This is a genomic window from Bacillus timonensis (assembly GCF_000285535.1).
GTDB lineage: Bacteria > Bacillota > Bacilli > Bacillales > Bacillaceae_L > Ferdinandcohnia > Ferdinandcohnia timonensis.
Map to the genome: position 1 here is coordinate 1,147,616 of NZ_HE610986.1, position 24,836 is coordinate 1,172,451.

The window sequence follows — 24,836 nt, forward strand, 5'->3', positions numbered from 1 at the left end:
TGGCTAAACCAGAGAGGGGCTAGGTGCGAGCTAGATCCCAAATAAAAAAAAGCCCATCTGATAAAAATCAAATGAGCTTTCTTCTTATACATAGGCAAGCTTTGTCGGAACTTTTGGATCTGTATCATACAAATCAAATTGTTCACCGACAACATACCCCTTACTCTCTAGGGTTTGTCTTACTGACATACGTGCCAAATCCTTTAAGTTATTATCTTTACTTAAGTGTGCTAAATAGATACGCTTTGTTCGATCACCAATGACATCTGACATTGCAAGTGCCGCATCTTCATTTGAAACATGCCCAACATCACTCAAAATACGTCGTTTAATGCTCCATGGATAGTGACCCATTTGAAGCATCGACACATCATGATTACTTTCAAAAACATAGGCATCCGCATTTTCAATGGTTCCCTTCATCCGGTCACTAACATAGCCTGTATCTGTAATTAAAACTACCTTTTTCCCCTCATGATGGAATACATAAAACATCGGTTCCGCCGCATCGTGGGAAACACCAAACGATTCAACATCTATATTTCCAAATGTCTTGACTGTCCCCATTTGAAAGATAAACTTCTGTTCGGTCGGAATTTCACCTATATTGTGCTCCATCGCCTTCCATGTCTTTTCATTCGCATAGATAGGTAGCTTGTACTTTCTAGCAAGTACCCCTAGACCTTTGATATGATCACTATGCTCATGTGTGACAAGTATCCCTGATAGATGCTTGATTTCTTTATTAATTTCTTTAAATAACAGTTCTAGTTGTTTACCACTTAATCCGGCATCTACAAGCAATGAATGCTTGTCTGTTCCAACATAGAACGCATTTCCAGTGCTCCCGCTTGCAAGCACACTAAAATGCAACTCCATAGTAGTTCACTCTTTCTTATATAAAATTTGTCCTTCTATGGCATTAACGTAAATATCTGTCTTACCATCAATGACAACATGCCATGCAGGTGCCAATAGCTGGGATTCTGAATATGGGACAAGTGGGTAATACCCAATTTCAACTTTTGTTACATGATTACCTGATTTTAAATAATTGTTATTAAAAAGGTTTTCTAGGGTCTGAATGGGCGTAATTAATTCCTCGAGCTCATGCTCCTCAAATTCAGGGATGTATGTTTGCTCATATGACTCTACCTCATGATCATCATTCAGATACAAATAAATGACTCCACTGATATTTAATGTCTGGCCAAAGACTTTATAATTTTTGTATTGTTGTACTAAAACAATGGTCCCTGCTTCCTCATCAACGGCCCACACAGAATAGCTGTCACCTGCTATGATATGATCTTTTACAAATTGTTTTATTTTGACTTGGTCTGTTAAAGACAGCTTAATAGGATCCCTAAAAACACCCTTTAAAACACCAGCGGTTTCAATATTTACATCTTGGTTTTTTAGACCTTTCACATCATCCTCTGAAAAAATCTTAACCTTCCCACTTATATAGCTTAATTCCTTCGGTTCCTTCGGCAAAGCTTCATATGAAATTTCTTCATCCGCTAGCTTCTCATCAATACTACGCTCCGTAATGACATCCAATTGACTACTGTCTCTTTTATGAGCAAGCTGATATCCTAAAAAGATGTTGAGAATGAGGAAGGTAACGATAAATAATGACTTGGTTTTACTCCAATCCATCTTCATGCCCCCCTATATTCTCATCCTTTGTCTCGACCTTATACCAACTTCCATTATACCTGTATGTCCAAAATGGGTGAAGTGAAACAAACTGGGAATTATCATCATCATCCATTAATTCATAAGCAACCGTCACATACTCAAGCAGTTCCGGATTAAAATTTGGCCGACTTGTAATTACCTCCATCACCTTTTCGCCTTTTGGTAGAGGTATCTTAATTTTCGGATTCAATTTGACTTGAAGGCTTATTGATGGGTGAACATATTTTGCAATATCATTGTTTTCCCAATGCTGGATAATATCAGCAAGTCCATCATGACTAAAAACAGGTATATTTTCTACATATAATTTAAATATAGTCATTTGACTCTCTTTATTCCAGCTAAAAAAGCGATACTCTTCGTCTGTCCAACCAACATGTTCATTCACAAAATCAATGCTTGTTTGAATTAAATCCGTAGTTGTCTCCTCTTTTCCACCAATTCTTGTTGGATTAATAAATTCAATATACTTTTTATTATTATAGACTCGAAGCAACCTTGTTCCGTCTGTATGTACTTCACCCGTTGTGAGCACATCCCTTTTTACGAAATTTGAATTCGTAAATAATCGGTTAATAAATGTATCAATTTCAATCAAATCAATATAATAGTCAATTCGATTTACATCTGTGGTATCTTCCGGTAAATACAGTGAATTCGTATCTGTTAATTCAAATTCAATCTGTTTTGGAAATCTCGTTGCTGTCTGGTAGAAACTCTTTCTAAATTCTTTCGTAAATCTACTATCGACACGGCTTTCATATACTAAATTATCGCCTGTAGAAACGAAATATACAATTCCCTCTCCTTGCCTCTCTGAATTGACATCAATTACTAGTCGGTCAAACGAAATGAGAGAATGTTCTTTGTCATTTATATTAAAAAATGACTTATAGAGCTGCAGTGGAAATGGGTCAGGAAAATATATCTCAACATGTCCACTTTGGTTCAAGAAGTCAGCTAAACCATCATCTTGAACAGTATGAGTAATATTTTGAACATCATGAAAATCCCAGGACCTTAACTCTTTCATGACTCGATTCAGTTCTGCCTCATTAAAGGTTCCAAAATGTTGACCATCAATATGATACAGAATTTTAATTGGCTTAATGATTTGGAATATTTCTTTCGAATTATTTGTGGCTACTTCCTCTACTAAATCATCTGTTCCTAGATCCTTATATTGGGGCTGATAAGTCCATAAGGTCCAAGTAAGAACAATACTTGATAGTACTAAGATGATTAATATGGTAGTTTTTATTGATTCATACTTCATCCCAATCATCCTCTAAACTATCTTGATTCTCAACGATTGGTAGGGTAAAGGAAATCGTTGTTCCAATCCCTTCTTTACTTTCAGCCCAAATCCTACCTCCATGAGCAACAACCATTTCTTTTGCAATAGCAAGCCCCAATCCTGTTCCACCTAATTTACGAGTACGTGCTTTATCAACCCGGTAAAAACGGTCAAAAATTCGATTAATGTTTTCCTTCGGTATCCCTACACCCTGGTCAGATACACTTACAATAATTTCATCATTTGCTTCAACCACCTGGAAGGTTACCCTTCCTCCCTCTGGGGAATACTTCAAAGCATTTGAAATGATATTATCAAGCACCTGTGTAATCTTGTCTTGATCCATTTCAAGATAAATGGCCTTTTCAGGTAAATTTCGAGAAAATGAAACATGCTGTTCCTTCGTCATTTCAAAGCGGTCAATGATTCTATGAAAGTACTTTGTAAAATTAATTAAGTCTTTAGATAAACGATAATCCTTACTGTCTAGTTTTGATAACTTCAACAAGTCATTGACCAACCTGATCATTCGCTCTGTTTCCGTTTGTGTCACATGTAAAAATTGTGGAGCAATCTTTTCATCCTTCCAAGCGCCATCTGCAAGTGCTTCGAGATAGCTTCGCATGGTCGTTAACGGAGTTCGAAGTTCATGGGAAACATTCGCTACGAACTCCCTTCTCTCACTTTCAATCTTTTCCTGCTCTGTGATATCATATAAAACCGCAATTAGACCATTAATAAAACCAGACTCCTTCTTGATGACCGAAAAGCTAACCTTAATAATGTATTGCTTTTTATGGGTACTAAAATCAAGAATTTCCGTATCGATATCATGAACAAGCTGCTCAAACGTGTATTGATCATCTAGACCAAGGACAGATACAATTGATTGGTTTAGGACTGTTTCACGTGAAACATCCAACATATTGACTGCAGGAGTATTCATTAAAATAATCCGTCCTTTTTTGTCAGTCGCAATTACCCCATCTGTCATATGCGCCAGTACTGAAGATAGTTTACGACGTTCTCCTTCTGTTGTCGCTTGAGCATCTTGTATTTTATTTGATAAATTGTTAAAGGTCGCGGCAAGCTGGCCAATCTCATCATGCCCAAATACCTTTACCTTCTTTGAATAATTTCCCCTTCCCAATTCCACAACATGCTTTCTCATCGCAGAAATTGGTCTGGTGATAGTTTGAGCAACAAAGATTCCTAGAATCGCTGTAATCGCCATTGCTATTCCCGTTCCCGTTACAAAAATATCATTGATTTCTTTAATGTCATCATAGACATTTTCCATCCTTGCAATTAAAAAAATGGCTCCAACAATATCCCCATTTGCATTCGAACGAATCGGTGTCGAGGATACATACATACGATTATAGGTTTGTCGGTCTAAGCGTACATCATCTGGGTTGTCACCAAGCAATAACGTACGTTTTACTAAATCTTCATTTGTTTTTCGTCCAACGATTCCTTGACTGTAAGGATCTGAACTCCCAATTACACGGCTTTTATTATCAATAACCCGAATTTCTTGAATATCCTCTGACTCATAATCCTGTAAAATATTTCGGATATCCTTTTCTAAGGTAGAGGGGTCCTCCCTCTCCTTGATCATTTCCTGCTCAATACTAAACGCAAGCATATTAACGCGCTCGTTTAAGGATACTTTAAAGTTTTCTACTAATCGTAGCTCCAATTTGCCGATAAAATACACACCAATAATCTGCATCGCAATTAATATGAGAAGCAAATAAATAAGTGCAAATTTAAAGTGAATGGATTGAAAAAATCCTAGCCTTTTCATTTTCAAATTTACTCCTGATCAGGGTTTCGTAAATAATATCCTACTCCACGTCTCGTTACAATCCACGTTGGATGACTAGGACTGTCTTCGATTTTTTCACGTAAGCGGCGTACAGTTACGTCTACTGTACGGACATCCCCAAAATAGTCATAGCCCCATACAGTTTGTAATAAGTGTTCCCTCGTCATTACTTGCCCTAAATGTTTTGCTAAATAATGCAAAAGCTCGAATTCACGATGTGTTAATTCAATCGTTTCTCCACGTTTACTTACCACATATGCATCTGGGTGAATGACCAATGAGCCCACTGTAATTTCACTTGACGTATCTTGGCTGACTGCCTCAGAAATTTGCTGATGTCTTCGTAAATTTGCCTTCACACGTGCTAAAAGCTCTCTCGTACTAAATGGCTTTGTAACGTAGTCATCTGCTCCTAACTCAAGACCCAATACTTTATCAATTTCAGAGTCCTTTGCTGTTAGCATGACAATCGGCATATCATGTTTTTTTCGTACCTCACGACATACTTCCATTCCGTCTTTATGAGGTAGCATAATATCGAGAAGAATGAGGTCTGGATTTACTTCCTCCACCTTTTCTAATGCTTCATTGCCATCATAGGCACAAACCACTTTATAACCTTCTTTTTCAAGATTAAATTGTAATATATCTGCAATTGGTTTCTCATCATCCACTACAAGAATTACTTTATCCATTCATCTTTTCTCCTTCACATTGAAATATTCGCTTATAACTTTCGTCTGGCACATTAACACCCAATTTTCTCCAACTTAAGTAAAAGGTTCATTATAAAAATTAAGTTACCATTTATATAGTTCGAATCATTCTTTTTATTTTGCTCCTTTATCTTTAACTTTAGCAGAAAAAGGGAGGTATATCATCTGATGTGTAAAAAAAACCAACGAAACCAGTCACACATTATTTTCTATTCCCTCTTCATAATTCTATATACTTATGAAAAAACCTTCAGCATCATGCTGAAGGTTTTAAATGTGTTTTTTATAAATAATCTAACGGGTTTTTCAAAGCCCCATTTATATATAATTCAAAATGCAAGTGAGTTCCAGTTGAGTTACCAGTTGACCCCATTACACCAATTTGTTGTCCCTTTGTTACCGTTTGTCCAACTTTTACTTGTATGGAAGACATATGCGCATAAATTGTTTTCATACCATTGTTATGGTTAATCACAACTTTATTACCAAAACTTCCAGAATACCCCGCTTCAACAACGGTTCCATTGTCAGCTGCTTTAATCGCATAATTACTTGGTCTTGCAATATCAAGACCTTTATGGAGCCTTCCCCATCTATATCCAACATGACTAGAAATATATCCACCGACTGTTGGCCAAGCAAGTTGACCAGATCCTCTTGATGGAACAACCTTTGTTCCCTTTTCTATAACCTCGGTCACAGGCTCTTTTACGACTACTTCATTCACTTTTTTCGTTTCCGCAGTCACACCATTAACCATTTTATATTCGTAGTGTACAGTCTTTTCACCTTCTTGACCTTCTTGGGTTACTTTTCTGTCACCTTTGTACATATTTGAATTTTCATTTACCTTTGTTTCAAACTTGATTGTTTCCTTTTTATTTTGCTCCATTTTCACAATTACTGTTAAAAATGGCTTATAAGCTGTTACATTCAGTTCTTGTCCAATTTGAAGAAGAGTATCTTCTTTCATCCCTGGATTTAAAGCTAGCAATTCCGTTGTCTCTAAATCATGGTCTACTGCGATGGAACCTAGTACATCACCCTCTTTAACCTGATACTTTTTCTCCTCTAAAGTACCTTTATTAAGCAATGTTACAGTATCAGCAGGGCTATGAACTTGTTCTGGAGAAACTTTTCCATCAGAAATTGAAACTTTTTCATTAAATGAAACGTCTAATAAACGAGATTGTCCTTCAGCTAATGCTGGTAAAGGCTCTTCTGAGTTTGCTCTAGCTTCAAGCTCCTGCAGCTGTTCTTCTTTTACATACTGCAATTTAAGTTGTTTTAGAGCTTCTTTCGCATCTTCTTCATTTTTAAGATATGCGACAGGTTCTCCATCAACTGTAATTGCCTTAGCTTCTGCAGCAATTTCAATCTCAGTTTCTAATTTTTTTGCAGTTGTTTCATTGTTAAAAGTAGGAAGAAATGCATGTTCTTCAATAACGGATACATTATCTGCAACTAAAGATAGTCCTTGAAACTCATCCTGTAAAGAATCTATCTTCTGGTCAACTACTTTTTCAACAACATTTTTAGAATCAACAGTTCCTACTCTTTGACCATCTATGTATACGTGATAAACGGTTTGGATTTTCGTATCTGCTGATACAGTACCAAACACAAGTGTTGATAGTGCAATGGATGCGATTGTAACTCGCTTTAATAATTTTATGTGTTTTCTTGGTGTTTTTTCTTTTTTATTTTGATCTGACACGTTCTTTCCTCCCTGAACAAAGGTTGCTTGTCCGAATTATTCGTTCATCTCACCTCGTGAGTTGAAAAGCGTTGTCTCACAAAATACGCCAAGACGTATTTGATAGTTCGACAAATCTCTCTATTTTACACTTTATTAATTTACCATAGAATTTGAAAAATAGTATAATAGTTTCCAATATGTAATATAATTGTAGTATTACTGTAAATTTTTTACACAAAAATTGTAGGAATTTGACATCCTTATGAGCCTTTCCTCTCATAAAACCCCGCACTTTTTAAGACATTATGTCGTTTTTCTATATCGAAAGACATCATTTTAAAATGTTACAATTGGCATAGAAAAGGATATCCTATTATTTTTATTTTCCCGGACTGTTTTGAAAACACTTGTCAGACAAGGCGCGCAGCTGAGCGAAGACGCGAATAGACGTTGCCGGATGAGCGCAACGAGAGCGTCGAGCAACGCATTATGCGAGCTTTTGTCAACAATCTAAAAGGACGTGTCATTTTGACACGTCCTTTTTTATGCCCCTGGTGGGATTCCGACATCATCAAATCTCCGTTCGAGATTGACGAATTTATTGTATTCTTTTACGAATGCTAACGAAACTGTTCCAACTGGACCATTACGTTGTTTTGCAATAATAATCTCAATAATATTTTTATTCTCCGATTCTTTGTCGTAATAATCATCACGATATAAGAATGCAACAATATCGGCATCCTGCTCGATACTTCCTGATTCACGGATGTCTGACATCATTGGACGCTTGTCCTGTCTTTGTTCAACCCCACGGGATAACTGCGATAAAGCAATAACTGGAACTTTTAATTCACGGGCTAATGCTTTTAGGGAACGTGAAATCTCGGAAACTTCCTGTTGTCGGTTTTCACCGCTTCTACCGTTACCTTGGATAAGCTGAAGGTAATCGATCAAAATCATTCCTAATCCACTTTCTTGCTTAAGTCTACGGCATTTTGAGCGAATCTCATTAACACGAATACCTGGGGTGTCATCAATATAAATTCCGGAATTTGATAAACTTCCCATTGCCATCGTTAACTTACTCCAGTCCTCAGGTGTTAATGAACCGGTACGTAGATTCTGTGCATTGATGTTTCCTTCCGCACAAAGCATCCGCATTACAAGCTGCTCTGCGCCCATCTCTAGACTGAATATCGCAACATTTTCATCAGTCTTTGTTGCTACGTTTTGCGCAATATTTAGCGCAAAGGCTGTCTTACCAACAGATGGACGGGCTGCCACGATAATTAAATCATTTCGTTGGAATCCAGCTGTCATTTTGTCAAGCTCAGTAAACCCAGTTGGAATCCCTGTTATATCACCTACACGATTATGAAGGGTTTCGATATTATCATAGGTTTGAACAAGGACATCCTTAATATTTTGGAATGCTCCCGCATTTTTACGGTTTGCCACTTCCATAATATTTTTTTCGGCTTCACCTAAAAGAGCATCAACCTCGTCTTCTCGAGAATAACCATCAGTTGCAATCGTTGTTGCCGTACGAATAAGTCGACGTAAGATTGACTTTTCTTCTATTATTTTCGCATAGTATTCGATATTGGCAGCTGTTGGCACAGATTCTGCCAATTCACTTAAATAGGATACTCCACCTATTTCATCTAAAATTTTTGCGTCCGCTAACTCAGAAGTAACCGTTACTAGGTCGACCGGTTCACCTTTATCTGAAAGAGTTAACATCGCATCAAAAATCTTTTGGTGAGCTGTCCGATAAAAGTCTTCTGGAATTAATAACTCTGAAGCAAGAGTCAGTGAGCTTGGTTCAAGAAATATCGCACCTAAAACAGCTTGCTCTGCCTCTATATTTTGCGGAGGAATACGATCAGCAAAAATGTCACTCAACTATTCTCCACTCCCTTTATTTATATAAATTTGTGTTTGTTGTCTAGCTGCAGGCGCCATCGACTCGAGGCCATAAGCCTATCAGCACTTGACTTATGCTTGTCGTCGATAACCAGTCGCCTTGCGCTTTTCTTATCTATCTATCTATTATACTTATTTCAGAATGAAAAAGCTTGTTATACGAAAAAATGTGATCTTGTATTAAAGTAAGTATTCAAAAAGGAGGATAAAAAGGACCAAGAAGATCTAGGCGGTGTCGCTATGAGTTCCAGAAGGTATGCAACTAATACGTGAGGAACACAATAGCAGTCCAACGAAGAAATTCGATGTGTCATTTTTACCGGACTTTTTGAACATCCTTGTAACAAAACCACATTTTTCATTCTATCTGTTTTCTATATTCTTTTTCAATGGAAATTACTGTTCTTTGACATGTACCTTAACTGTTGCTGTTACCTCGGGATGTAATTTTACAGAAACATTTGTATATCCCAATGCGCGAATACCATCCGGTAGATCAAACTTACGCTTATCAATTTTTATATCATACTTCTTCAGAAGCGCATCAGCAATTTGTTTACTAGTTACAGAACCAAATAAACGGCCGCCTTCTCCTGCCTTGGCTTGCAATTCAACTGTTAATGCTTCGAGCTTATCTTTCAGTTGTTTTGACTGTGTTAGCTCCTCTGCTGCTTCCTTTGATTCTTTATTTTTCTTTGCTTCTAATGTCTTCATATTGGCAGGAGTTGCTTCAATTGCAAGATTTTGCTTGAGCAAGAAATTGTGTGCATACCCGTCAGATACGTTCTTCACATCTCCCTTTTTTCCTTTGCCTTTTACATCTTTTAAAAAAATTACTTTCATTCCTTGGTACCTCCCTCTAAATATTCATCTATTACTAATAGTAGCTGTTCTTCTGCTTCTTCTATGGTTGTATCTTCCATTTGGGTAGCTGCATTTGTCAGATGACCTCCGCCACCTAAACTTTCCATAATTAATTGGACGTTAATATCTCCTAATGATCGCGCACTAATTCCTACCCTTAAGTCATTACGGATTGAAATTACGAATGATGCAACCACATCATTCATCGTAAGCAATGTATCCGCTGCTTGTGCAATCATCACCTGATCAAATGTTTCATTTTGATTTCCTTTTGCGATGGCTATTCCATTTTTATAAATATAGGCAGACTCAATTAGCCTAGAGCGCTTTTTAAAATGATCCATATTTTCCTTAAGGAATTTTTGAACAAGGACCGTGTCTGCTCCTTGAGCGCGTAAATAGGATGCCGCATCAAATGTTCTTGAACCTGTTCGAAGCGTAAAACTCTTTGTATCAACAATTATACCAGCTAATAATGCTGTCGCTTCAAGCATATTTATTTTCTTCCGCTTTGGCTGGTATTCAAGTAGTTCTGTCACCAACTCAGCTGTTGAGGACGCATAAGGTTCCATATAAACAAGTAATGGTGATTGAATAAACTCTTCACTGCGACGATGGTGGTCGATAACCACCACTTTATCTATCTTTGATACGAGTTTTTCCTCTATCACTAGTGACGGCTTATGGGTATCAACGACAACAAGTAATGTATCGTTAGTAGCAATTTCAAGAGCTTGTTCCGGTGTAATAAAATACGACCATAGTTCTCTATTTTGTTTTACTTCCTCGAGCAAACGTCCAACACCTGAATCAATTTCATTTGGATTTAATACGATATATCCTTCTTTATGATTCATTTGTGCCACTTTCAATATTCCAATGGCAGCTCCTACTGCATCCATATCAGGGTATTTATGGCCCATGATGATGACTTTATCACTATCTGAAACAATTTCCTTCAAAGCATGTGATATCACGCGTGCGCGGACTCTCGTACGTTTTTCCATTGGATTTGTTTTGCCACCATAAAACTTTACCTTACCATTCGGAAGTTTAATCGCAACTTGGTCTCCACCACGTCCCAATGCTAGGTCCAAACTTGACTGTGCAGCAGCCCCTAACTCAGGAAGTGTTGCAACCCCGATTCCAATTCCAATACTTAAGGTTAATGCTACACTATCCTTCGCGGTGTTTTCCCTTACATCATCCAAAATGGTAAATTTAGTTTTTTCGAGATTGGACAAGATTTCTTCATTCAACACGGCAATAAATCGCTCTGATGATGTCCTCTTTAGAAATACACCATGTTCATTAGCCCATTCATTTAATAGTGACGTAACATGACTATTTAATGAACTCTTCCGTTGATCGTCCATCCCTTGGGTGACTTCATCATAGTTGTCTAAAAAAATAATTCCTAAAACAGTACGCTCAGCTTCATATAATTGCACAATTTCCATTTGTTCCGTTACGTCAAAGAAATAAAGGAGGCGTTCTTCTCTCTTTATGATGACCTTAAATTTCTGCTCATTTAACGTGATTGTCTCACTCTCCACCTCTTGTTGAATGAGAGGAACAATCAATTCCTCAACCTCATACAGAGATCTTCCCACTAACGTATCGGCATCAAAATAATTTGATAAATAAGCATTGGCCCATTCCACTTGAAACTCATCATTATACAACAAGATTCCAATTGGCATTTCCATTAAGGCTTCTTCGCCAACCTTTTTTAAGCGATACGAAAGGGTTGAAATATAATGCTCCATTTCCTTTTTCAAAAGTGAGTTTGCTTTGTATAAAAAATACACAATAAATCCAAGGAGCAGAAAACTTGCTAACCCAATCACCCACTGAAAATAAACGAGAATTGCACTAAAAATACTTGTGATTACAAGCAATGCATATAAGGGATAGCGAAACAACTTCCTTTTGTAAAAGTCTGGCATGTAATTTTCAGCTCCTAAAGCTTTGTTTTACTTCTTTTCACTAATTCGACTTCGCAGTTGGAATCCTAAGTCAATTATACCTAAGATTCGAATAATATAAAGGAGAAACGGTGAAAGAACCGTCAGCACAATTGGTACAGCCTTTGAAATTCTTTTTTGATGGCAGAAATAATAAATAAATGATAAGCCCTGAATCACCATAAACAACTGTAAAATAAAAAAGAAATTTAAAAAAGCAGTATACCCGAACGTCCCCTTTTCAAATTCAACAAAGCTCATAATTAAAATTAGTAGGTAATACCATAAGATACTTTTTGGAAAATGAATCTCACGAAATGGCGGGAATGGATTCATTTTCACCTGAAGTCTTACAAGCACAGGCTTAATTGCTACGACAGTCACGAAAGCCAAAAACATTGCAATAAATACAAACAAACTTGGTATCAAGTATTGCATCATTTCAATTGATTCTTCCAGTTGTGAAATGACTTCCGTATTTACTTCGCCCCCTGTTGCCCTCATTATACTCTCTGCCATCGCAAAAGATTCCCTTGAGCTTTCCCTTAGCATATCTATGACATCGATTTGCAAAACAAGGATAACTGTTACATACATTAGTACAATTGAGAATAGATATGACAAACACGAGCCTAAAAATAGCTCAATTCCACTTCTTCCTCGGTTAATCATTTCACCTAATAAAATCCCTGTGACCCCAAACATAATTGTATGTATAATCCCCAAGACAGAACCTAATAGTCCTGATAAAATAAAGGCAATGACAATAAACAGGAGTGACTGTTTGACCTTATACTTTACCGTAAACAGGATAAATGGAATTGGCAAAAGAAATGAAAGCACTGTTCCAAGTAATGGGATATATAAAGTAAGAAGTAACAGCACACTATATACTGCTAATAGCATAGCACCTTCTGTTAACAATTTTGTGTTTTTCACCTTTTCACCTCAACTTATTTGCAACACCCTTCTAGAAAAACGAAAAGTTTAATTTTACAATCATCTTCTATTTTAAAGATTTCCTATAAAGTCTTCAACTTTTGGACTTCCATTGGATGTAGTGACATCGTTGTTTGGCACTAGATGTGTCAGTTTTTTGTACAAGTTCTTTTGAATCAAAACTTTTTGTTTTACTTTTCCCTAATTTCTATTATGATAGTAATTACATAGTAAACGTGACCACAAGGGGAGCAATTTTGCTGAGAGTGAACACTTTTTTTGTTCAGACCCTTCGAACCTGTTAGTTAATGCTAGCGTAGGAATGTGGAGATTAATTTGAGAACTTATACTTTTATTAAAGTTGTTCTCCTTTGGGGTGCGTTTTTTACAACATACTTCAAGGGGGATTTTTTTTATGAGAAACACAAGATTGCAAGCAATGATTGAAGCTGCAATTTTTGCAGTATTAGCACTAGCACTAGACATGTTTGTACCATCCATTAAAATTGCAACGATATCCATTTCTTTTGCAATGGTTCCTGTATTTATTATTTCTTTAAGATGGGGATTCAAAACCGGATTTCTTTCAGGATTAATATGGGGGCTTTTACAACTTGTATTCGATCCTCAAATTATTCATCCACTACAAGGTTTTATAGAATTTGTTGTTGCTTTTCCTTTTATCGGTTTTGCTGGTTTATTTAAAAACCCGGTTCAAAACATGTTGAATAATAATAAAAAAGGATTAGCTTTAGTCATGATTGTATTTGCGATATTTGTTGGAAGTGTAGCACGTTACTTCTGGCATTTTCTTGCTGGATTCATATATTGGGGCATGTACGCACCAGAAGGAATGGACCCTGTGTTTTATTCCTTTACGTTTAACAGTATTGCAATGCTAGGTTCCTTTATTGCATGTTCTATCGTTTTGGTTTTACTAATAGCAGCTTCACCTCGATTTTTTATTCAAAAGCAAACAATGTAGCAGGTACCACAGGGACGGTTCTATTGGTTCCTCCAGAAAAAAGACAGACAAAAAAAAGCGATGTCCGTATTGACGGTCATCGCTTTTCTTTACTATTCACCAGATACATATGGTAATAATGCCATTTGACGAGCACGCTTAATAGCCACTGTTAATTTACGTTGGTATTTTGCGCTTGTACCTGTTACACGACGAGGTAAAATTTTACCACGCTCAGAAACGAATTTTTTAAGTAAATCTACTTCTTTGTAATCGATGTGTGTAATTCCATTAGCTGTGAAGTAACACACTTTACGACGCTTTGCACGTCCACCTTTACGACCGCCTGCCATTTACTTTTCCTCCTTCCGATTTATGCTATATACGATTGACTTACAAGTTAGAACGGTAGATCATCATCTGAAATATCGATAGGTTGTCCATCATTTGCAAATGGATCTTGATCAACTCTTGTAGGTCCTTGATTTTTATTAGGGTTCTGACTCTGTCCAAATGGAGAATAGCCACCTTGGCCACCGCCTTGGTTACCACCCTGGTTGCCGCCATATCCACCTTGATTGCCTCCATAGCCTCCGCCATAGTTGCCACCAACGTTACCTCCACCGCTTCGCTGTTGGTCATTCGCATTTCTAGGTTCAAGAAATTGAACACTTTCCGCTACAACCTCCGTCACATATACGCGTTTGCCATCCTGGCCTTCATAATTTCTTGTTTGAAGACGACCATCAACGCCTGCTAAGCTTCCCTTTTTTAGGAAGTTTGCAACATTTTCAGCTGGTCGGCGCCATACAACGCAATTAATGAAGTCAGCTTCACGTTCACCTGACTGATTCGTAAATGCTCTATTCACTGCGAGTGTGAAGGTTGCAACCGCAACTCCACTTGGTGTATATCGTAATTCAGGATCCTTCGTAAGTCTCCCTACAAGAACTACGCGATTCATCATCAGAACCATCTCCTTAACAGGATATTGAAACAGAGTCTATACTCTAAAAAATTCTTATTCTTCTTCTTTAACAACGATATGACGGATAATATCTTCACTGATTTTTGCTAAACGATCGAATTCGTTAACAGCTTCAGCGTTAGACATTACGTTAAGAATCATGTAGTAACCATCGCGGAAATCATTGATTTCATAAGCTAAACGGCGCTTACCCCATTCTTTTACGTTTGTAATCTCCGCACCATTGTCAGTTAAAACGCCATTAAAACGCTCAACTAAAGCCTTTTTCGCTTCATCATCAATGTTTGGACGGATGATATACATAACTTCGTATTTTCTCATCACGTTACACCTCCTTTTGGACTAACGGCCCTTCATCTAAAAAGGGCAAGGAGCAATTATTTCAATTACTCACAGAAAAATATTATAGCACATTAAAGATTTGTAGGCAAGAACTGTTTTAACATAGGATTCTTAGCCCGATTGATTAAAAGAAATAAGTGGCTCAGAGTAAGAAGCTTACTCAAGCCACTTATTCTTTTGTCACCTTTAAACCTGGCTGAAAGGAGTGAGAAACTTTTGAGTTTCTCACGATTGAGTTAAAAATCAACTAATAAAAACATCCCTTATAACCTAACAAAACAGCCACAAAACGACACATCATCGTCCTGTGGCTACTTTTCATACCAAAACTTATACATTAAATCGGAAATGGATTACATCTCCATCTTGAACAATATACTCCTTACCTTCAAGACGAACCTTTCCTGCCTCACGAGCACCATTCATAGATCCACCTGCTAAAAGATCCTCATAAGATACTGTCTCCGCACGGATAAAACCTCTTTCAAAATCAGTGTGGATAATCCCCGCACATTGTGGTGCCTTCATTCCTTTTCTAAATGTCCACGCTCGTACCTCTTGTACACCTGCAGTAAAGTACGTAGCAAGTCCTAGTAAGTGATATGCAGCACGAATCAATTGATCCAATCCAGACTCTTCAATTCCGAGCTCTTCAAGAAACATTTCTTTCTCTTCCCCTTCAAGCTCCACAATTTCAGATTCAATCTTTGCACAAACAACAATAACCTCCGCATTGTCTTTTTGTGCAAACTCACGAACTAATTGAACATACTCATTTGAAGAAGGATCCGCTACATCATCTTCACCAACATTGGCAACATATAAAACTGGTTTACTTGTTAGTAAATGCATGCCTTTTACATACTTCATCTGTTCTTCTGTAAATTCAACTGCACGAGCTGGCTGTTCATTTTCAAATGCTTCCTTTAACTGCACAAGCACTTCATGTTCTGCAACAGCTTCCTTATCCTTTTGCTTAGCAAGTTTTGCAACACGGTCGATACGCTTATCAACTGATTCTAAATCTGCTAATATCAACTCTAAATTAATTGTTTCAATATCAGCAATTGGGTCTACCTTACCCGCTACGTGTGTAATATTGTCATCTGCAAAGCATCGTACAACATGACAAATTGCGTCTACCTGACGGATATGTGACAAGAATTTATTACCAAGACCTTCCCCTTTACTTGCTCCCTTTACAATTCCTGCAATATCAGTAAATTCAAAAGTAGTTGGTACAGTCTTTTTTGGTTGTACTAATTCTGTTAATTTATTTAAACGCTCATCTGGAACCTCAACAATCCCCACATTTGGGTCGATTGTACAGAACGGATAGTTCGCTGATTCCGCGCCTGCTTGTGTTATTGCATTAAATAGAGTTGACTTCCCTACGTTTGGAAGACCAACGATACCTGCTGTTAACGCCATTGACTTTTTCCACTCCTCTATCCGAGACATACATACTAGTCTTCAACAATTATAGATATTCCTTATCAAAAATACAAGCCGTTTCAGTTAGAAACGGCTTCAGACTGTTGACAAACGCTCGCATACTGCGTTGCTTGCCTCCCTCGTTGCGCTCATTCGGCAACTTCTATTCGCGTCTTCGCTCAGCTGTGTGCCTTGTCTGACAAGCCTTCGCAAGACAGTCTGGGAATAGAATTTATATTTAGATATCCTTAATAATTCGTGTATACAATCCTACAATTTCTCAATTCCAACAAGGCAATCGTACAATGTGCTACCAAGTCCATTATCAGATATTTGATGAGAAGTTAAATTATTTACACTGCCACCAAAAATATGCCATTGCCCTTCATCAATACAAACAATGTTTGGAGAGGACTCTTTTAAAATTTGTACTTTACCAGTAATCTCACCGCGATCATTATAAACCCTCACCCTATCATCGGGCTCAAGTCCCTTCTCCTCAGCAATATCCTTCGAAATTTCAACTTTTACCGTTTGCAGTCCTTCAATCAAATGATAGTTTTGAGAATGATTTGAACGTAAAGGATGAATGGTTAATAATGAATAAGGATATTTTTCTGCTAACTCTTTATCTGAATAAATTGATTCTCTTGGATATAATAATTGCAATCTTCCATCATACCCTTTCATCTCCCCTAACGATGATGTGAATTCAAATTTTCCAGATGGAGTTGTAAAGGAAAAATCATGCCATGGAACAAGTTTCACTGGCAATGGGACATGACCTTTCTCTTTGATTAATTCGAGCGTAATACCTCGGTCTTGTAACGACCCTAATCCCATTTCAATAAACTCTTCTCTTGTATATTCAAAATCTTCACCAAACCCGAGCCTTTTTGCTAATTCAGTCCAAATCCACACATCTGATTTTGCTTCACCACGAGCTTCGACTAATTTGGGCCCGTAGTTCACATAATGATGGTACATAGAAGAATAATAAATATCCTCTTCTTCAAAAACAGTCGCAGATGGAAGGACATAATCAGCTAATCTTGCTGTATCAGTCATAAACTGTTCTAGTACAACAACAGTATCTACTGACTGAAAAGCTTCCTGTACAAGTGCTGTGTTTGGTACTTGAGTTAATGGGTTTCCACATGATACCATAATCATTTTTATTGGAGTCTCAGAAGCAGTTAAGATTTTTTCCGCTTGCTCAGACATTACAAAAGCTCTTGATTCTTTCTTCCTCTCTGGAAGTGTCAATGCAGCACTATCAAAACTTTGACCAACCTGTGTGTTTCCAAAGTTAGCGCCACCACCAGGAACCCCAACATTCCCACTTACCGCAACAAGAGCGTCAATTAACCGAATCGTATTTCCGCCATTTCCATATCGTTGCATTCCGAGTCCCATATAGGTTGCTGTTGGACCATCGCTATAGATTTGTGCCAAATTAGTAATTGTTTCACGTGGAACATTTGTCATTTTCTCGATTTGTTCAATTGAAATCGAGTCAGTAAGATCCACCAAATCCTCAAAACCAACTGTATAATTTTGAATAAAATTCTTATCCTGCAAATCTAATTGAAGTAATTCTTTTATGATTCCAATCGCCAAAATACCATCCATCCCTGGAGTAATCGGAATATAGGAATGTGCAATTTTAGCCGTACCATTATATATAGGGTCAATGACAGTGATATTGACACCCTTCTTTTTCACTTCCTGTAAGTAAGCAAAAAGATGCATATTCGTTCGTGTTACGTTTCTACCCCAAATTATGACATTTTTACTATTATAAATATCTTCTGGTGAATGGCTAGCTGCATTTCCAAAATCCCAATTTTGAGCTTCAATGCCAGAGCCCCAACAAATACTTCCAATTAATTCAGTAGCACCGCCAAAACAATTAAAAAAGCGGTTGGGTATTTTGGTTAAAAGCCCTCCATTTGCGTAATCATGACTATGCAAAATGGCAGTGGAACCATAGATTTGTCGTACTTCTGCAAGTTTTGATGAAATCTCCGTTAGAGCTTGCTCCCAAGTAATTCTTTGAAACTCTCCATCTATTTTTTTCAAAGGATAAAGGATCCGGTCCTCGGCATTTGTTCTTGCCTCCAGCATACGCCCTCTACCACAAATTTTCCCCTTCGTAATTGGATGTTCTTTATCTCCATCTATCTTTACAATTTTTCCATTTTCTACTTCAACAACAAAGCCACAGCTATCCCAGCAATTCAAAGGACATGCAGATTTAAAGGTGGTCAATCCCCTCATCTCCCAACAATAGATCAAAACTTAATATCCTATATTATAAATCACATCAAAAAAATTTCTATAAAAAAGATTGATGATTGTCCGTTAACTTTTTCCGTAAAAAAAGCACGAGGCCTATTCCTCATGCTTTACAAGAATCTTTTTCAGTTTTCGACCAAATTCTTTACGGGGAATAAGAACACTATGTGCACACCCTTCACATTTAATCCGAATATCCATTCCTAGTCGGATAATTTTCCATTTATTTGTTCCACATGGATGAGGTTTTTTCATTTCTACAATATCATGTAATCCATATTCTTTATCTACCATGACGTTCACCCTTTATCCTTCCTTTTTGAACTCACGACTTTATAAGTTGTATTGTATCAAGAAATCATTATAAATTGTAGCGGTTTGTAATAGGATACAACAAAATAACTGCCAACAAATATAAATTTGCAATACCATATAAAGGATACAAAATAGAAACAAGTGTTGAGAAGCCAAACATTGTAAAAGGTGCCATCAGTAAAATTAATAGGATGGACATCATCCACAACGGCATCTTCATTCTTTCCTTAAATCGTGTGGATAATCCTAATAGCCCGGATGCCGCAGTTGTAAATATTGCTCCAAATAAAAGGATGGACATAATAAAAACAGCAACATACGGAAAGCTCTTCAAAATCACAAACAACGGAATTTCATAAAGCATAATTTCCTGTGCCACTTCAATAAGAGCCTCATTATAGATGAAAGTAATAACCCCTAAAAACAACCCACTTCCAATACTTGCAACCCAAGCCTCCCCTTTGGACTTCATTTCCTTTCCAATTGCACCTAATACAGCAACAAGTGGTAAGATATTAAGGGCCGTAAACGTAAAAGCGGATGGCCAATTGCTTTGTTCCTGAAGGTTAAAGGAAAACCCTTTGCCATTTGAAGATAAAAAAATATACAATACTGTAACTAAAAATAAAATTAAGGCGGGAATAATTGCCATATTAATTGAAACTAATCCATTAATATTCCACAAAAAGACCAATACAAGAAGCACACCAAAAATCAATATCCCCCACCAAAAAGGGATATTAAATAATTCTAAAGTTGCACCGCCACCGGCCAACATGACAACTGTAGTAGAAAACAAATATAAAATAGTAATTGCATCATAGACATGAGCAACTTTATCTCCTACTAATTCTTTTAGTACAGGAACAAAATGTTCTGCTTTTTTTTCATAACTTATTTTCATAATAATATAGCAGCAAATGATAAAAATAAACGTGAAAAAGAAGATGGCTAATCCACTTTGTTCTCCATAAAACTGCCAGATTTCCCGTCCTGATGCATATCCTGCGCCTATTGCTGTACCTAAGATTAAAAACATCCATCGAATCCCTGCCTGAAACATGCAATCCCCCCACTACTTTTAATCCTTCTATCTACTAAAATGTTCATCTTTTCTATTCTAAGATTCTTTTCTATTCAGACGTATAGAATGTAAGAATTCTCCGTATACTGTTACTACAGTGAAAAGGGGTGAAAAAACTATGAATCTTAGATATAAATTATTTGACCATCCTAAAAATGAACCATTCCGTATTCCACATGACCAAGAATTAGCCGACCATCAAATTGCCTTAAAAATCACTTCTATGCTCCCACCTACAACTAATCAACCAATTGTAATATTTTGCATTGGTACAGATCGTTCAACTGGAGATTGTCTTGGGCCCTTAATCGGTACAAAAATTACTGAAAAAGGACTGTCCCACTTTCATGTATATGGCACATTGGACGAACCTATTCATGCAGTTAATTTACAAGAAAAGATTGATGAAATAAAACACAAATACCAAAACCCCTTTATCATCGGTATTGATGCCTGTCTAGGCAGATTGAAGAGTGTCGGATCCATTACCATTGGAGAAGGGCCAATCAAGCCTGGTGCGGGCGTAAACAAGGAATTAACCCCTATCGGAGACATGCATATTACTGGAGTTGTAAACGTAAGTGGATTTATGGAATTTTTCGTCCTACAAAATACAAGATTAAGTTTAGTAATGAAAATTGCAAATACCATTGCCAACGGTATTTGCAAGGCTGAGTTCAAATTCCTTAGAAAAATTGAATTGGAACAAGTAGAAAAAGATCGATTTACCTTATGAAAAAAACCTCTTCTGCAATAGAAGAGGTTTAAAAAATGCCTTGTGCAAAATATACAATGGAATTCCAATAATATATAACTGATACGAGAATGCCAACAACTAGGATTCCAGGTAATAGATTTGCAACTCGTATATTTGTTATCCCCAATAAATTCGTTCCAATGGCAACTATCATTAAGCCACCGGCTCCCGTCATTTCGACAATAAATGAATCCATCAACTCTGCTGGAACCCATTTATCAATTTTTGTCGCAAATAAAGCAATAGATCCTTGATACAGGATAACGGGTACTGCAGAAAAAAGAACTCCAATCCCCAATGTCGTTGATAATATCAAACTAGTAAATCCATCTAGTATAGACTTTGTATAAAGAACACGGTGATCATTTCGTAATCCACTATCAAGTGCACCAATAATCGCCATTGCCCCAATTACAAATATAAGTGTAGCCGATACAAATCCCTTTGCGATTGTGCCCTCGCCTGAAGAGGAGCCTACTTTCTTTTCAATCCAGTTTCCTAATTTATTTAATTTATCTTCCAACCCCCACCATTCACCAAGAATGCCACCAAATACCAAACTAAAAATAACAATCAAAAACTGTTGGCTTTTTAATCCCATTTGAATTCCTAATAGACAAACAGCAAGTCCAATTCCATGCATAACTGTTGTTTTCACATTTTCAGGTATTCGATGCAATACCTTACCTAATAAGGTACCAGCTGCGATACATAACCCGTTTACAATCGTTCCTAGTAGAACCAATTTACATTTCCCCTACATTATATTTTTATAATAAAAAACACTGCACGCTCTTATTTTAAAAATAAAAGTTTGCAGGTTTTTGATTGGTCACTTATGAGATCTTTGGTGAATCTAACAGTTCTAGAATTCTTTCAAGGTCTTCATTTGAGAAGAATTCAATTTCAATTTTCCCTTTTTTCTTTGTTTGTTTAATCGATACAGATGTACCAAAACGTTCACGAAGGAAGGACTCTTGTTCTTTTATAAAGATATCCTTCTCTTTTTTTGGTGGTTTAGATGTTTCACGTGGAACATTTTGGTTCAATTGATTAATCAAAGCTTCTAATTGACGAACATTAAGCTCTTCTGCGATGACCTTTTCAACAATAGCATTTAATTTTTCTTTCTTTTTCAGACCTAATAATGTGCGGCCATGTCCCATCGATAATTTTCCTTCAGAAATTAAAACTTGTACATGTTTCGGAAGAGACAATAGACGGAGATGGTTAGCAATATGTGGTCTGCTTTTTCCTAATCTTTTTGCAAGCTGTTCTTGAGTAACTTTTAAATGATCAAGTAAGGATTGGTATGCAAAGGCTTCTTCAATTGGTGACAAATCCTCACGTTGTAAGTTTTCAAGCAATGCAATTTCCATCATTTGATTTTCAGACAATTCACGTACAACCACTGGAACTGTTTTTAATTTTGCTTCTTTTGCAGCACGGTAACGTCTCTCACCTGCTACAATCTGGAACCCTTTTATCGTTTTTCGAACGATGATAGGTTGTAAAATCCCATGTGTAAGAATGGACTCCTTTAGTTCAGCAATTGCATCTGGCTGAAAAGTCTTTCTTGGTTGATATGGATTGGGTTGCAATTCACTAACTTTAATCTCTTGAACAACCTCTTCTTTCCCTACTTCCATATTTGTGAATAAAGCATTAACACCTCTACCTAACCCTTTAGCCATTCACAATCACTTCCTTTGCAAGATCTAAGTATACTTCAGCACCTCTTGATTTTGGATCATAGATGATGATTGGTTCTCCGTGACTTGGAGCTTCACTTAATCGTACATTTCTTGGAATAATTGTTTTATATACTTTATCTTGGAAATACTTTTTCACTTCTTCGATGACTTGAATACCTAAATTAGTTCTTGCATCAAGCATGGTGAGTAGTACCCCATCGATCATTAAATCTTTATTGAGATGTTTTTGGGCTAGCCGAATTGTATTTAATAACTGACTAAGCCCCTCAAGTGCGTAATATTCACACTGAACTGGGATAATTACTGTATCAGATGCTGTTAAAGCATTTAATGTTAACAAACCTAATGATGGTGGACAGTCAATAATAATATAGTCATATTGATCTCTAACTTCATCTAAGGCTCTTTTTAGACGAACCTCGCGAGAAATTGTTGGCACTAATTCAATTTCAGCACCTGCTAATTGGATAGTTGCCGGAATCATATATAAATTTTCAACCGCCGTTGGAACCGTAACATCCTTCGCTTCTACATCATCAACAAGCACATCGTAAATGCATTGATCTACATTTGCTTTTTCTATGCCACAACCACTTGTAGCATTCCCTTGAGGGTCGATGTCGACTAGTAAAACCCGCTTTCCGACATAGGCTAAACATGCGCTAAGGTTAACAGAAGTTGTCGTTTTCCCTACGCCACCCTTTTGGTTAGAGATTGAGATGATTTTCCCCACGATGTCACCTACTTTCAATTTTAAGCTACATTTTTCTACTTTTTTTTACAAAGTGAGGTCTTTATAATTCTATCACTTTTTCTATTCTATCATGAAAAAATGGTAGGGTTTATCTTTTTTTGATAAAAAAACACGAAAATGTTTCACGTGAAACATTTCCTATGACAAAATGAGGAGAAAAAGTGAAAAAGCTTTATAGAATTAACCAAAAAAATTTCCTCACCGTGATAGGCAAGGAAATTTTTTTGATTTATTTATTTTTAGGAATTCGAATTGTAAATTGGAAATAGTCGTCGAATTCTTCTTCTTCTGTATTTAAAGAGACACCACTTTCTTCAACCATGGTTAATGATTGCCGAATGGTATTCATTGCAATTCGCATATCTCGACTTACTGCCTTGAATTTAGGCTTTGGTTTCTTTTGTTGTTTTTCCGATTCGAGGATTTTAACAACGCGGTCCTCCGTTTGTTTTACATTCAATTCTTTTTCAATAATTTCATGCATAAGATTGATTTGCTTTTCAGGATCCTTAAGAGGAATTAAAGCTCTCGCATGGCGCTCCGTAAGCTTCTTTTGCATGAGTACTTGATGAACTTCTTCAGGCAATTTTAATAAACGTAGCTTATTTGCGATTGTAGATTGACCCTTCCCCAATCGTTGAGCTAACGCTTCCTGTGTTAAATTATGTAATTCTAGTAATCTAGCATAAGCATACGCTTCTTCAATGGCTGATAGTTCTTCACGCTGCAGGTTCTCAATCAAGGCAACGGATGCTGTTTCTGCATCATTGAAATCCTTAACAATTGCTGGAATTGTCTCCCATTCTAGAGTTTGAACGGCTCTCCAACGTCGTTCACCAGCAATAATTTCGTATTGTTTATCAGCAAATTGTCGCACCACTATTGGTTGAATGATTCCGTGAGTACGTATGGTTAGTGCAAGTTCTCTAATTTTATCTTCTGCAAAAACAGTTCTTGGTTGATATCGGTTTGGAACAATTTCATTTATTGGAATTTGGCGTACTTCTTCATTCAGGTGTGTTTCTTCATCATCAATTGAATCTTCTAATTGTGTTTCTACCACCTGGTCTTGATTCATTTGTTGTTTATCAACTTTTTCACCTATATTAAATAATCGTGAAAATGGTTTCATAATTCCACCACCCCTTAGAACTTCCACTATTACAAATTCTCTATTTTCTCTCTCATTCCTTCTATTATAACATGAATTTTATAAAAATCTTACTATCTTTCTACTAA

The 24,836-nt window shown here is 36.8% G+C and carries 23 protein-coding genes and 1 riboswitch; of the genes, 2 read left to right on the forward strand and 21 right to left on the reverse strand.

Annotated features, from left to right (window positions below; all coding sequences use genetic code 11):
- Positions 1-84: 84 nt before the first annotated feature.
- The 10 genes from BTHG_RS14260 to BTHG_RS14305 form a co-directional block, all read right to left on the reverse strand.
- A complete protein-coding gene (locus BTHG_RS14260; RefSeq protein WP_010677405.1) occupies positions 85-879 on the reverse strand; it encodes an MBL fold metallo-hydrolase in 795 nt (264 codons plus the stop codon).
- Positions 880-885: 6 nt separating this feature from the next.
- Positions 886-1,662, reverse strand: coding sequence for a two-component system regulatory protein YycI (locus tag BTHG_RS14265; RefSeq protein WP_010677406.1), 777 nt, complete (start codon positions 1,660-1,662; stop codon positions 886-888).
- Positions 1,649-2,980: a YycH family regulatory protein gene (locus tag BTHG_RS14270; RefSeq protein ID WP_010677407.1), complete on the reverse strand. Its 1,332-nt coding sequence runs from the start codon at positions 2,978-2,980 to the stop codon at positions 1,649-1,651. Before BTHG_RS14270 ends, BTHG_RS14265 begins: the two co-directional genes overlap by 14 nt.
- Positions 2,970-4,811: a cell wall metabolism sensor histidine kinase WalK gene (gene walK / locus BTHG_RS14275; RefSeq protein ID WP_010677408.1), complete on the reverse strand. Its 1,842-nt coding sequence runs from the start codon at positions 4,809-4,811 to the stop codon at positions 2,970-2,972. Before walK ends, BTHG_RS14270 begins: the two co-directional genes overlap by 11 nt.
- A gap of 8 nt (positions 4,812-4,819) precedes the next feature.
- The gene (gene yycF, locus BTHG_RS14280; RefSeq protein WP_010677409.1) at positions 4,820-5,527 is read right to left on the reverse strand and encodes a response regulator YycF; all 708 of its coding nucleotides are present in this window, start codon (positions 5,525-5,527) and stop codon (positions 4,820-4,822) included.
- A 304-nt stretch (positions 5,528-5,831) separates the two neighbouring features.
- Positions 5,832-7,265: a peptidoglycan DD-metalloendopeptidase family protein gene (locus BTHG_RS14285; RefSeq protein ID WP_010677410.1), complete on the reverse strand. Its 1,434-nt coding sequence runs from the start codon at positions 7,263-7,265 to the stop codon at positions 5,832-5,834.
- Positions 7,266-7,790: 525 nt separating this feature from the next.
- Positions 7,791-9,155 carry a replicative DNA helicase gene (gene dnaB, locus BTHG_RS14290; RefSeq protein ID WP_010677411.1) on the reverse strand — a complete coding sequence of 455 codons (1,365 nt, stop codon included), beginning with the start codon at positions 9,153-9,155 and terminating at the stop codon, positions 7,791-7,793.
- 417 nt (positions 9,156-9,572) lie between these two features.
- Positions 9,573-10,019 (reverse strand): 50S ribosomal protein L9, encoded by a 447-nt coding sequence (gene rplI / locus BTHG_RS14295; RefSeq protein ID WP_010677412.1) that lies wholly within the window; start codon positions 10,017-10,019, stop codon positions 9,573-9,575.
- Entirely contained in the window at positions 10,016-11,989 is a 1,974-nt protein-coding gene (locus BTHG_RS14300; RefSeq protein ID WP_010677413.1) for a DHH family phosphoesterase, read from the reverse strand. Before BTHG_RS14300 ends, rplI begins: the two co-directional genes overlap by 4 nt.
- A gap of 27 nt (positions 11,990-12,016) precedes the next feature.
- A complete protein-coding gene (locus BTHG_RS14305) occupies positions 12,017-12,946 on the reverse strand; it encodes a YybS family protein (protein ID WP_010677414.1) in 930 nt (309 codons plus the stop codon).
- 235 nt (positions 12,947-13,181) lie between these two features.
- A riboswitch (TPP riboswitch) is annotated at positions 13,182-13,286 on the forward strand.
- 75 nt (positions 13,287-13,361) lie between these two features.
- Between BTHG_RS14305 and thiT the strand changes: the two genes are divergently transcribed.
- A complete protein-coding gene (thiT, locus tag BTHG_RS14310) occupies positions 13,362-13,931 on the forward strand; it encodes an energy-coupled thiamine transporter ThiT (protein ID WP_010677415.1) in 570 nt (189 codons plus the stop codon).
- 92 nt (positions 13,932-14,023) lie between these two features.
- On the opposite strand, the gene rpsR is transcribed toward thiT, so the two are convergent.
- The 7 genes from rpsR to BTHG_RS14345 all read right to left on the reverse strand — a co-directional run bounded on the left by rpsR (position 14,024) and on the right by BTHG_RS14345 (position 20,350).
- Entirely contained in the window at positions 14,024-14,263 is a 240-nt protein-coding gene (rpsR, locus tag BTHG_RS14315) for a 30S ribosomal protein S18 (RefSeq protein WP_010677416.1), read from the reverse strand.
- Between the two features lie 47 nt (positions 14,264-14,310).
- Positions 14,311-14,877 (reverse strand): single-stranded DNA-binding protein, encoded by a 567-nt coding sequence (ssb, locus tag BTHG_RS14320; RefSeq protein WP_010677417.1) that lies wholly within the window; start codon positions 14,875-14,877, stop codon positions 14,311-14,313.
- 54 nt (positions 14,878-14,931) lie between these two features.
- Positions 14,932-15,219, reverse strand: a complete 288-nt coding sequence (gene rpsF / locus BTHG_RS14325; protein ID WP_010677418.1) for a 30S ribosomal protein S6 — start codon at positions 15,217-15,219, stop codon at positions 14,932-14,934.
- A gap of 351 nt (positions 15,220-15,570) precedes the next feature.
- Positions 15,571-16,671 (reverse strand): redox-regulated ATPase YchF, encoded by a 1,101-nt coding sequence (gene ychF / locus BTHG_RS14330; protein ID WP_010677419.1) that lies wholly within the window; start codon positions 16,669-16,671, stop codon positions 15,571-15,573.
- Between the two features lie 273 nt (positions 16,672-16,944).
- Positions 16,945-18,945, reverse strand: a complete 2,001-nt coding sequence (locus tag BTHG_RS14335) for a molybdopterin-dependent oxidoreductase (RefSeq protein ID WP_010677420.1) — start codon at positions 18,943-18,945, stop codon at positions 16,945-16,947.
- 123 nt (positions 18,946-19,068) lie between these two features.
- Complete coding sequence (locus BTHG_RS14340) at positions 19,069-19,266, reverse strand: DUF951 domain-containing protein (RefSeq protein ID WP_010677421.1); 198 nt, start codon at positions 19,264-19,266, stop codon at positions 19,069-19,071.
- Between the two features lie 67 nt (positions 19,267-19,333).
- Positions 19,334-20,350, reverse strand: a complete 1,017-nt coding sequence (locus BTHG_RS14345; RefSeq protein ID WP_010677422.1) for a YkvI family membrane protein — start codon at positions 20,348-20,350, stop codon at positions 19,334-19,336.
- 139 nt (positions 20,351-20,489) lie between these two features.
- On the opposite strand from BTHG_RS14345, the gene yyaC reads away from it, so the two are divergent.
- Positions 20,490-21,107 (forward strand): spore protease YyaC, encoded by a 618-nt coding sequence (yyaC, locus tag BTHG_RS14350; protein WP_010677423.1) that lies wholly within the window; start codon positions 20,490-20,492, stop codon positions 21,105-21,107.
- A 28-nt stretch (positions 21,108-21,135) separates the two neighbouring features.
- On the opposite strand, the gene BTHG_RS14355 is transcribed toward yyaC, so the two are convergent.
- From BTHG_RS14355 to noc, 4 genes are all read right to left on the reverse strand, one after another.
- Entirely contained in the window at positions 21,136-21,873 is a 738-nt protein-coding gene (locus tag BTHG_RS14355; RefSeq protein ID WP_010677424.1) for a DUF554 domain-containing protein, read from the reverse strand.
- A 91-nt stretch (positions 21,874-21,964) separates the two neighbouring features.
- Complete coding sequence (locus BTHG_RS14360) at positions 21,965-22,822, reverse strand: ParB/RepB/Spo0J family partition protein (protein ID WP_010677425.1); 858 nt, start codon at positions 22,820-22,822, stop codon at positions 21,965-21,967.
- Positions 22,815-23,576, reverse strand: a complete 762-nt coding sequence (locus tag BTHG_RS14365; RefSeq protein WP_010677426.1) for a ParA family protein — start codon at positions 23,574-23,576, stop codon at positions 22,815-22,817. Before BTHG_RS14365 ends, BTHG_RS14360 begins: the two co-directional genes overlap by 8 nt.
- A 250-nt stretch (positions 23,577-23,826) precedes the next feature.
- Entirely contained in the window at positions 23,827-24,732 is a 906-nt protein-coding gene (gene noc, locus BTHG_RS14370; RefSeq protein ID WP_408605280.1) for a nucleoid occlusion protein, read from the reverse strand.
- Positions 24,733-24,836: the final 104 nt, after the last annotated feature.

Coding starts and splice junctions, on each gene's coding strand:
- BTHG_RS14300 (WP_010677413.1), bottom strand. CDS start 11,989: ATGCCAGACTTTTACAAAAGGAAGTTGTTTCGCTATCCCTTATATGCA.
- BTHG_RS14360 (WP_010677425.1), bottom strand. CDS start 22,822: ATGGCTAAAGGGTTAGGTAGAGGTGTTAATGCTTTATTCACAAATATG.
- ssb (WP_010677417.1), bottom strand. CDS start 14,877: ATGATGAATCGCGTAGTTCTTGTAGGGAGACTTACGAAGGATCCTGAA.
- yyaC (WP_010677423.1), top strand. CDS start 20,490: ATGAATCTTAGATATAAATTATTTGACCATCCTAAAAATGAACCATTC.
- BTHG_RS14270 (WP_010677407.1), bottom strand. CDS start 2,980: ATGAAGTATGAATCAATAAAAACTACCATATTAATCATCTTAGTACTA.
- BTHG_RS14340 (WP_010677421.1), bottom strand. CDS start 19,266: ATGGTAGATAAAGAATATGGATTACATGATATTGTAGAAATGAAAAAA.
- rpsR (WP_010677416.1), bottom strand. CDS start 14,263: ATGGCAGGCGGTCGTAAAGGTGGACGTGCAAAGCGTCGTAAAGTGTGT.
- BTHG_RS14265 (WP_010677406.1), bottom strand. CDS start 1,662: ATGGATTGGAGTAAAACCAAGTCATTATTTATCGTTACCTTCCTCATT.
- rpsF (WP_010677418.1), bottom strand. CDS start 15,219: ATGAGAAAATACGAAGTTATGTATATCATCCGTCCAAACATTGATGAT.
- ychF (WP_010677419.1), bottom strand. CDS start 16,671: ATGGCGTTAACAGCAGGTATCGTTGGTCTTCCAAACGTAGGGAAGTCA.
- yycF (WP_010677409.1), bottom strand. CDS start 5,527: ATGGATAAAGTAATTCTTGTAGTGGATGATGAGAAACCAATTGCAGAT.
- thiT (WP_010677415.1), top strand. CDS start 13,362: ATGAGAAACACAAGATTGCAAGCAATGATTGAAGCTGCAATTTTTGCA.
- rplI (WP_010677412.1), bottom strand. CDS start 10,019: ATGAAAGTAATTTTTTTAAAAGATGTAAAAGGCAAAGGAAAAAAGGGA.
- walK (WP_010677408.1), bottom strand. CDS start 4,811: ATGAAAAGGCTAGGATTTTTTCAATCCATTCACTTTAAATTTGCACTT.
- BTHG_RS14345 (WP_010677422.1), bottom strand. CDS start 20,350: ATGTTTCAGGCAGGGATTCGATGGATGTTTTTAATCTTAGGTACAGCA.
- BTHG_RS14260 (WP_010677405.1), bottom strand. CDS start 879: ATGGAGTTGCATTTTAGTGTGCTTGCAAGCGGGAGCACTGGAAATGCG.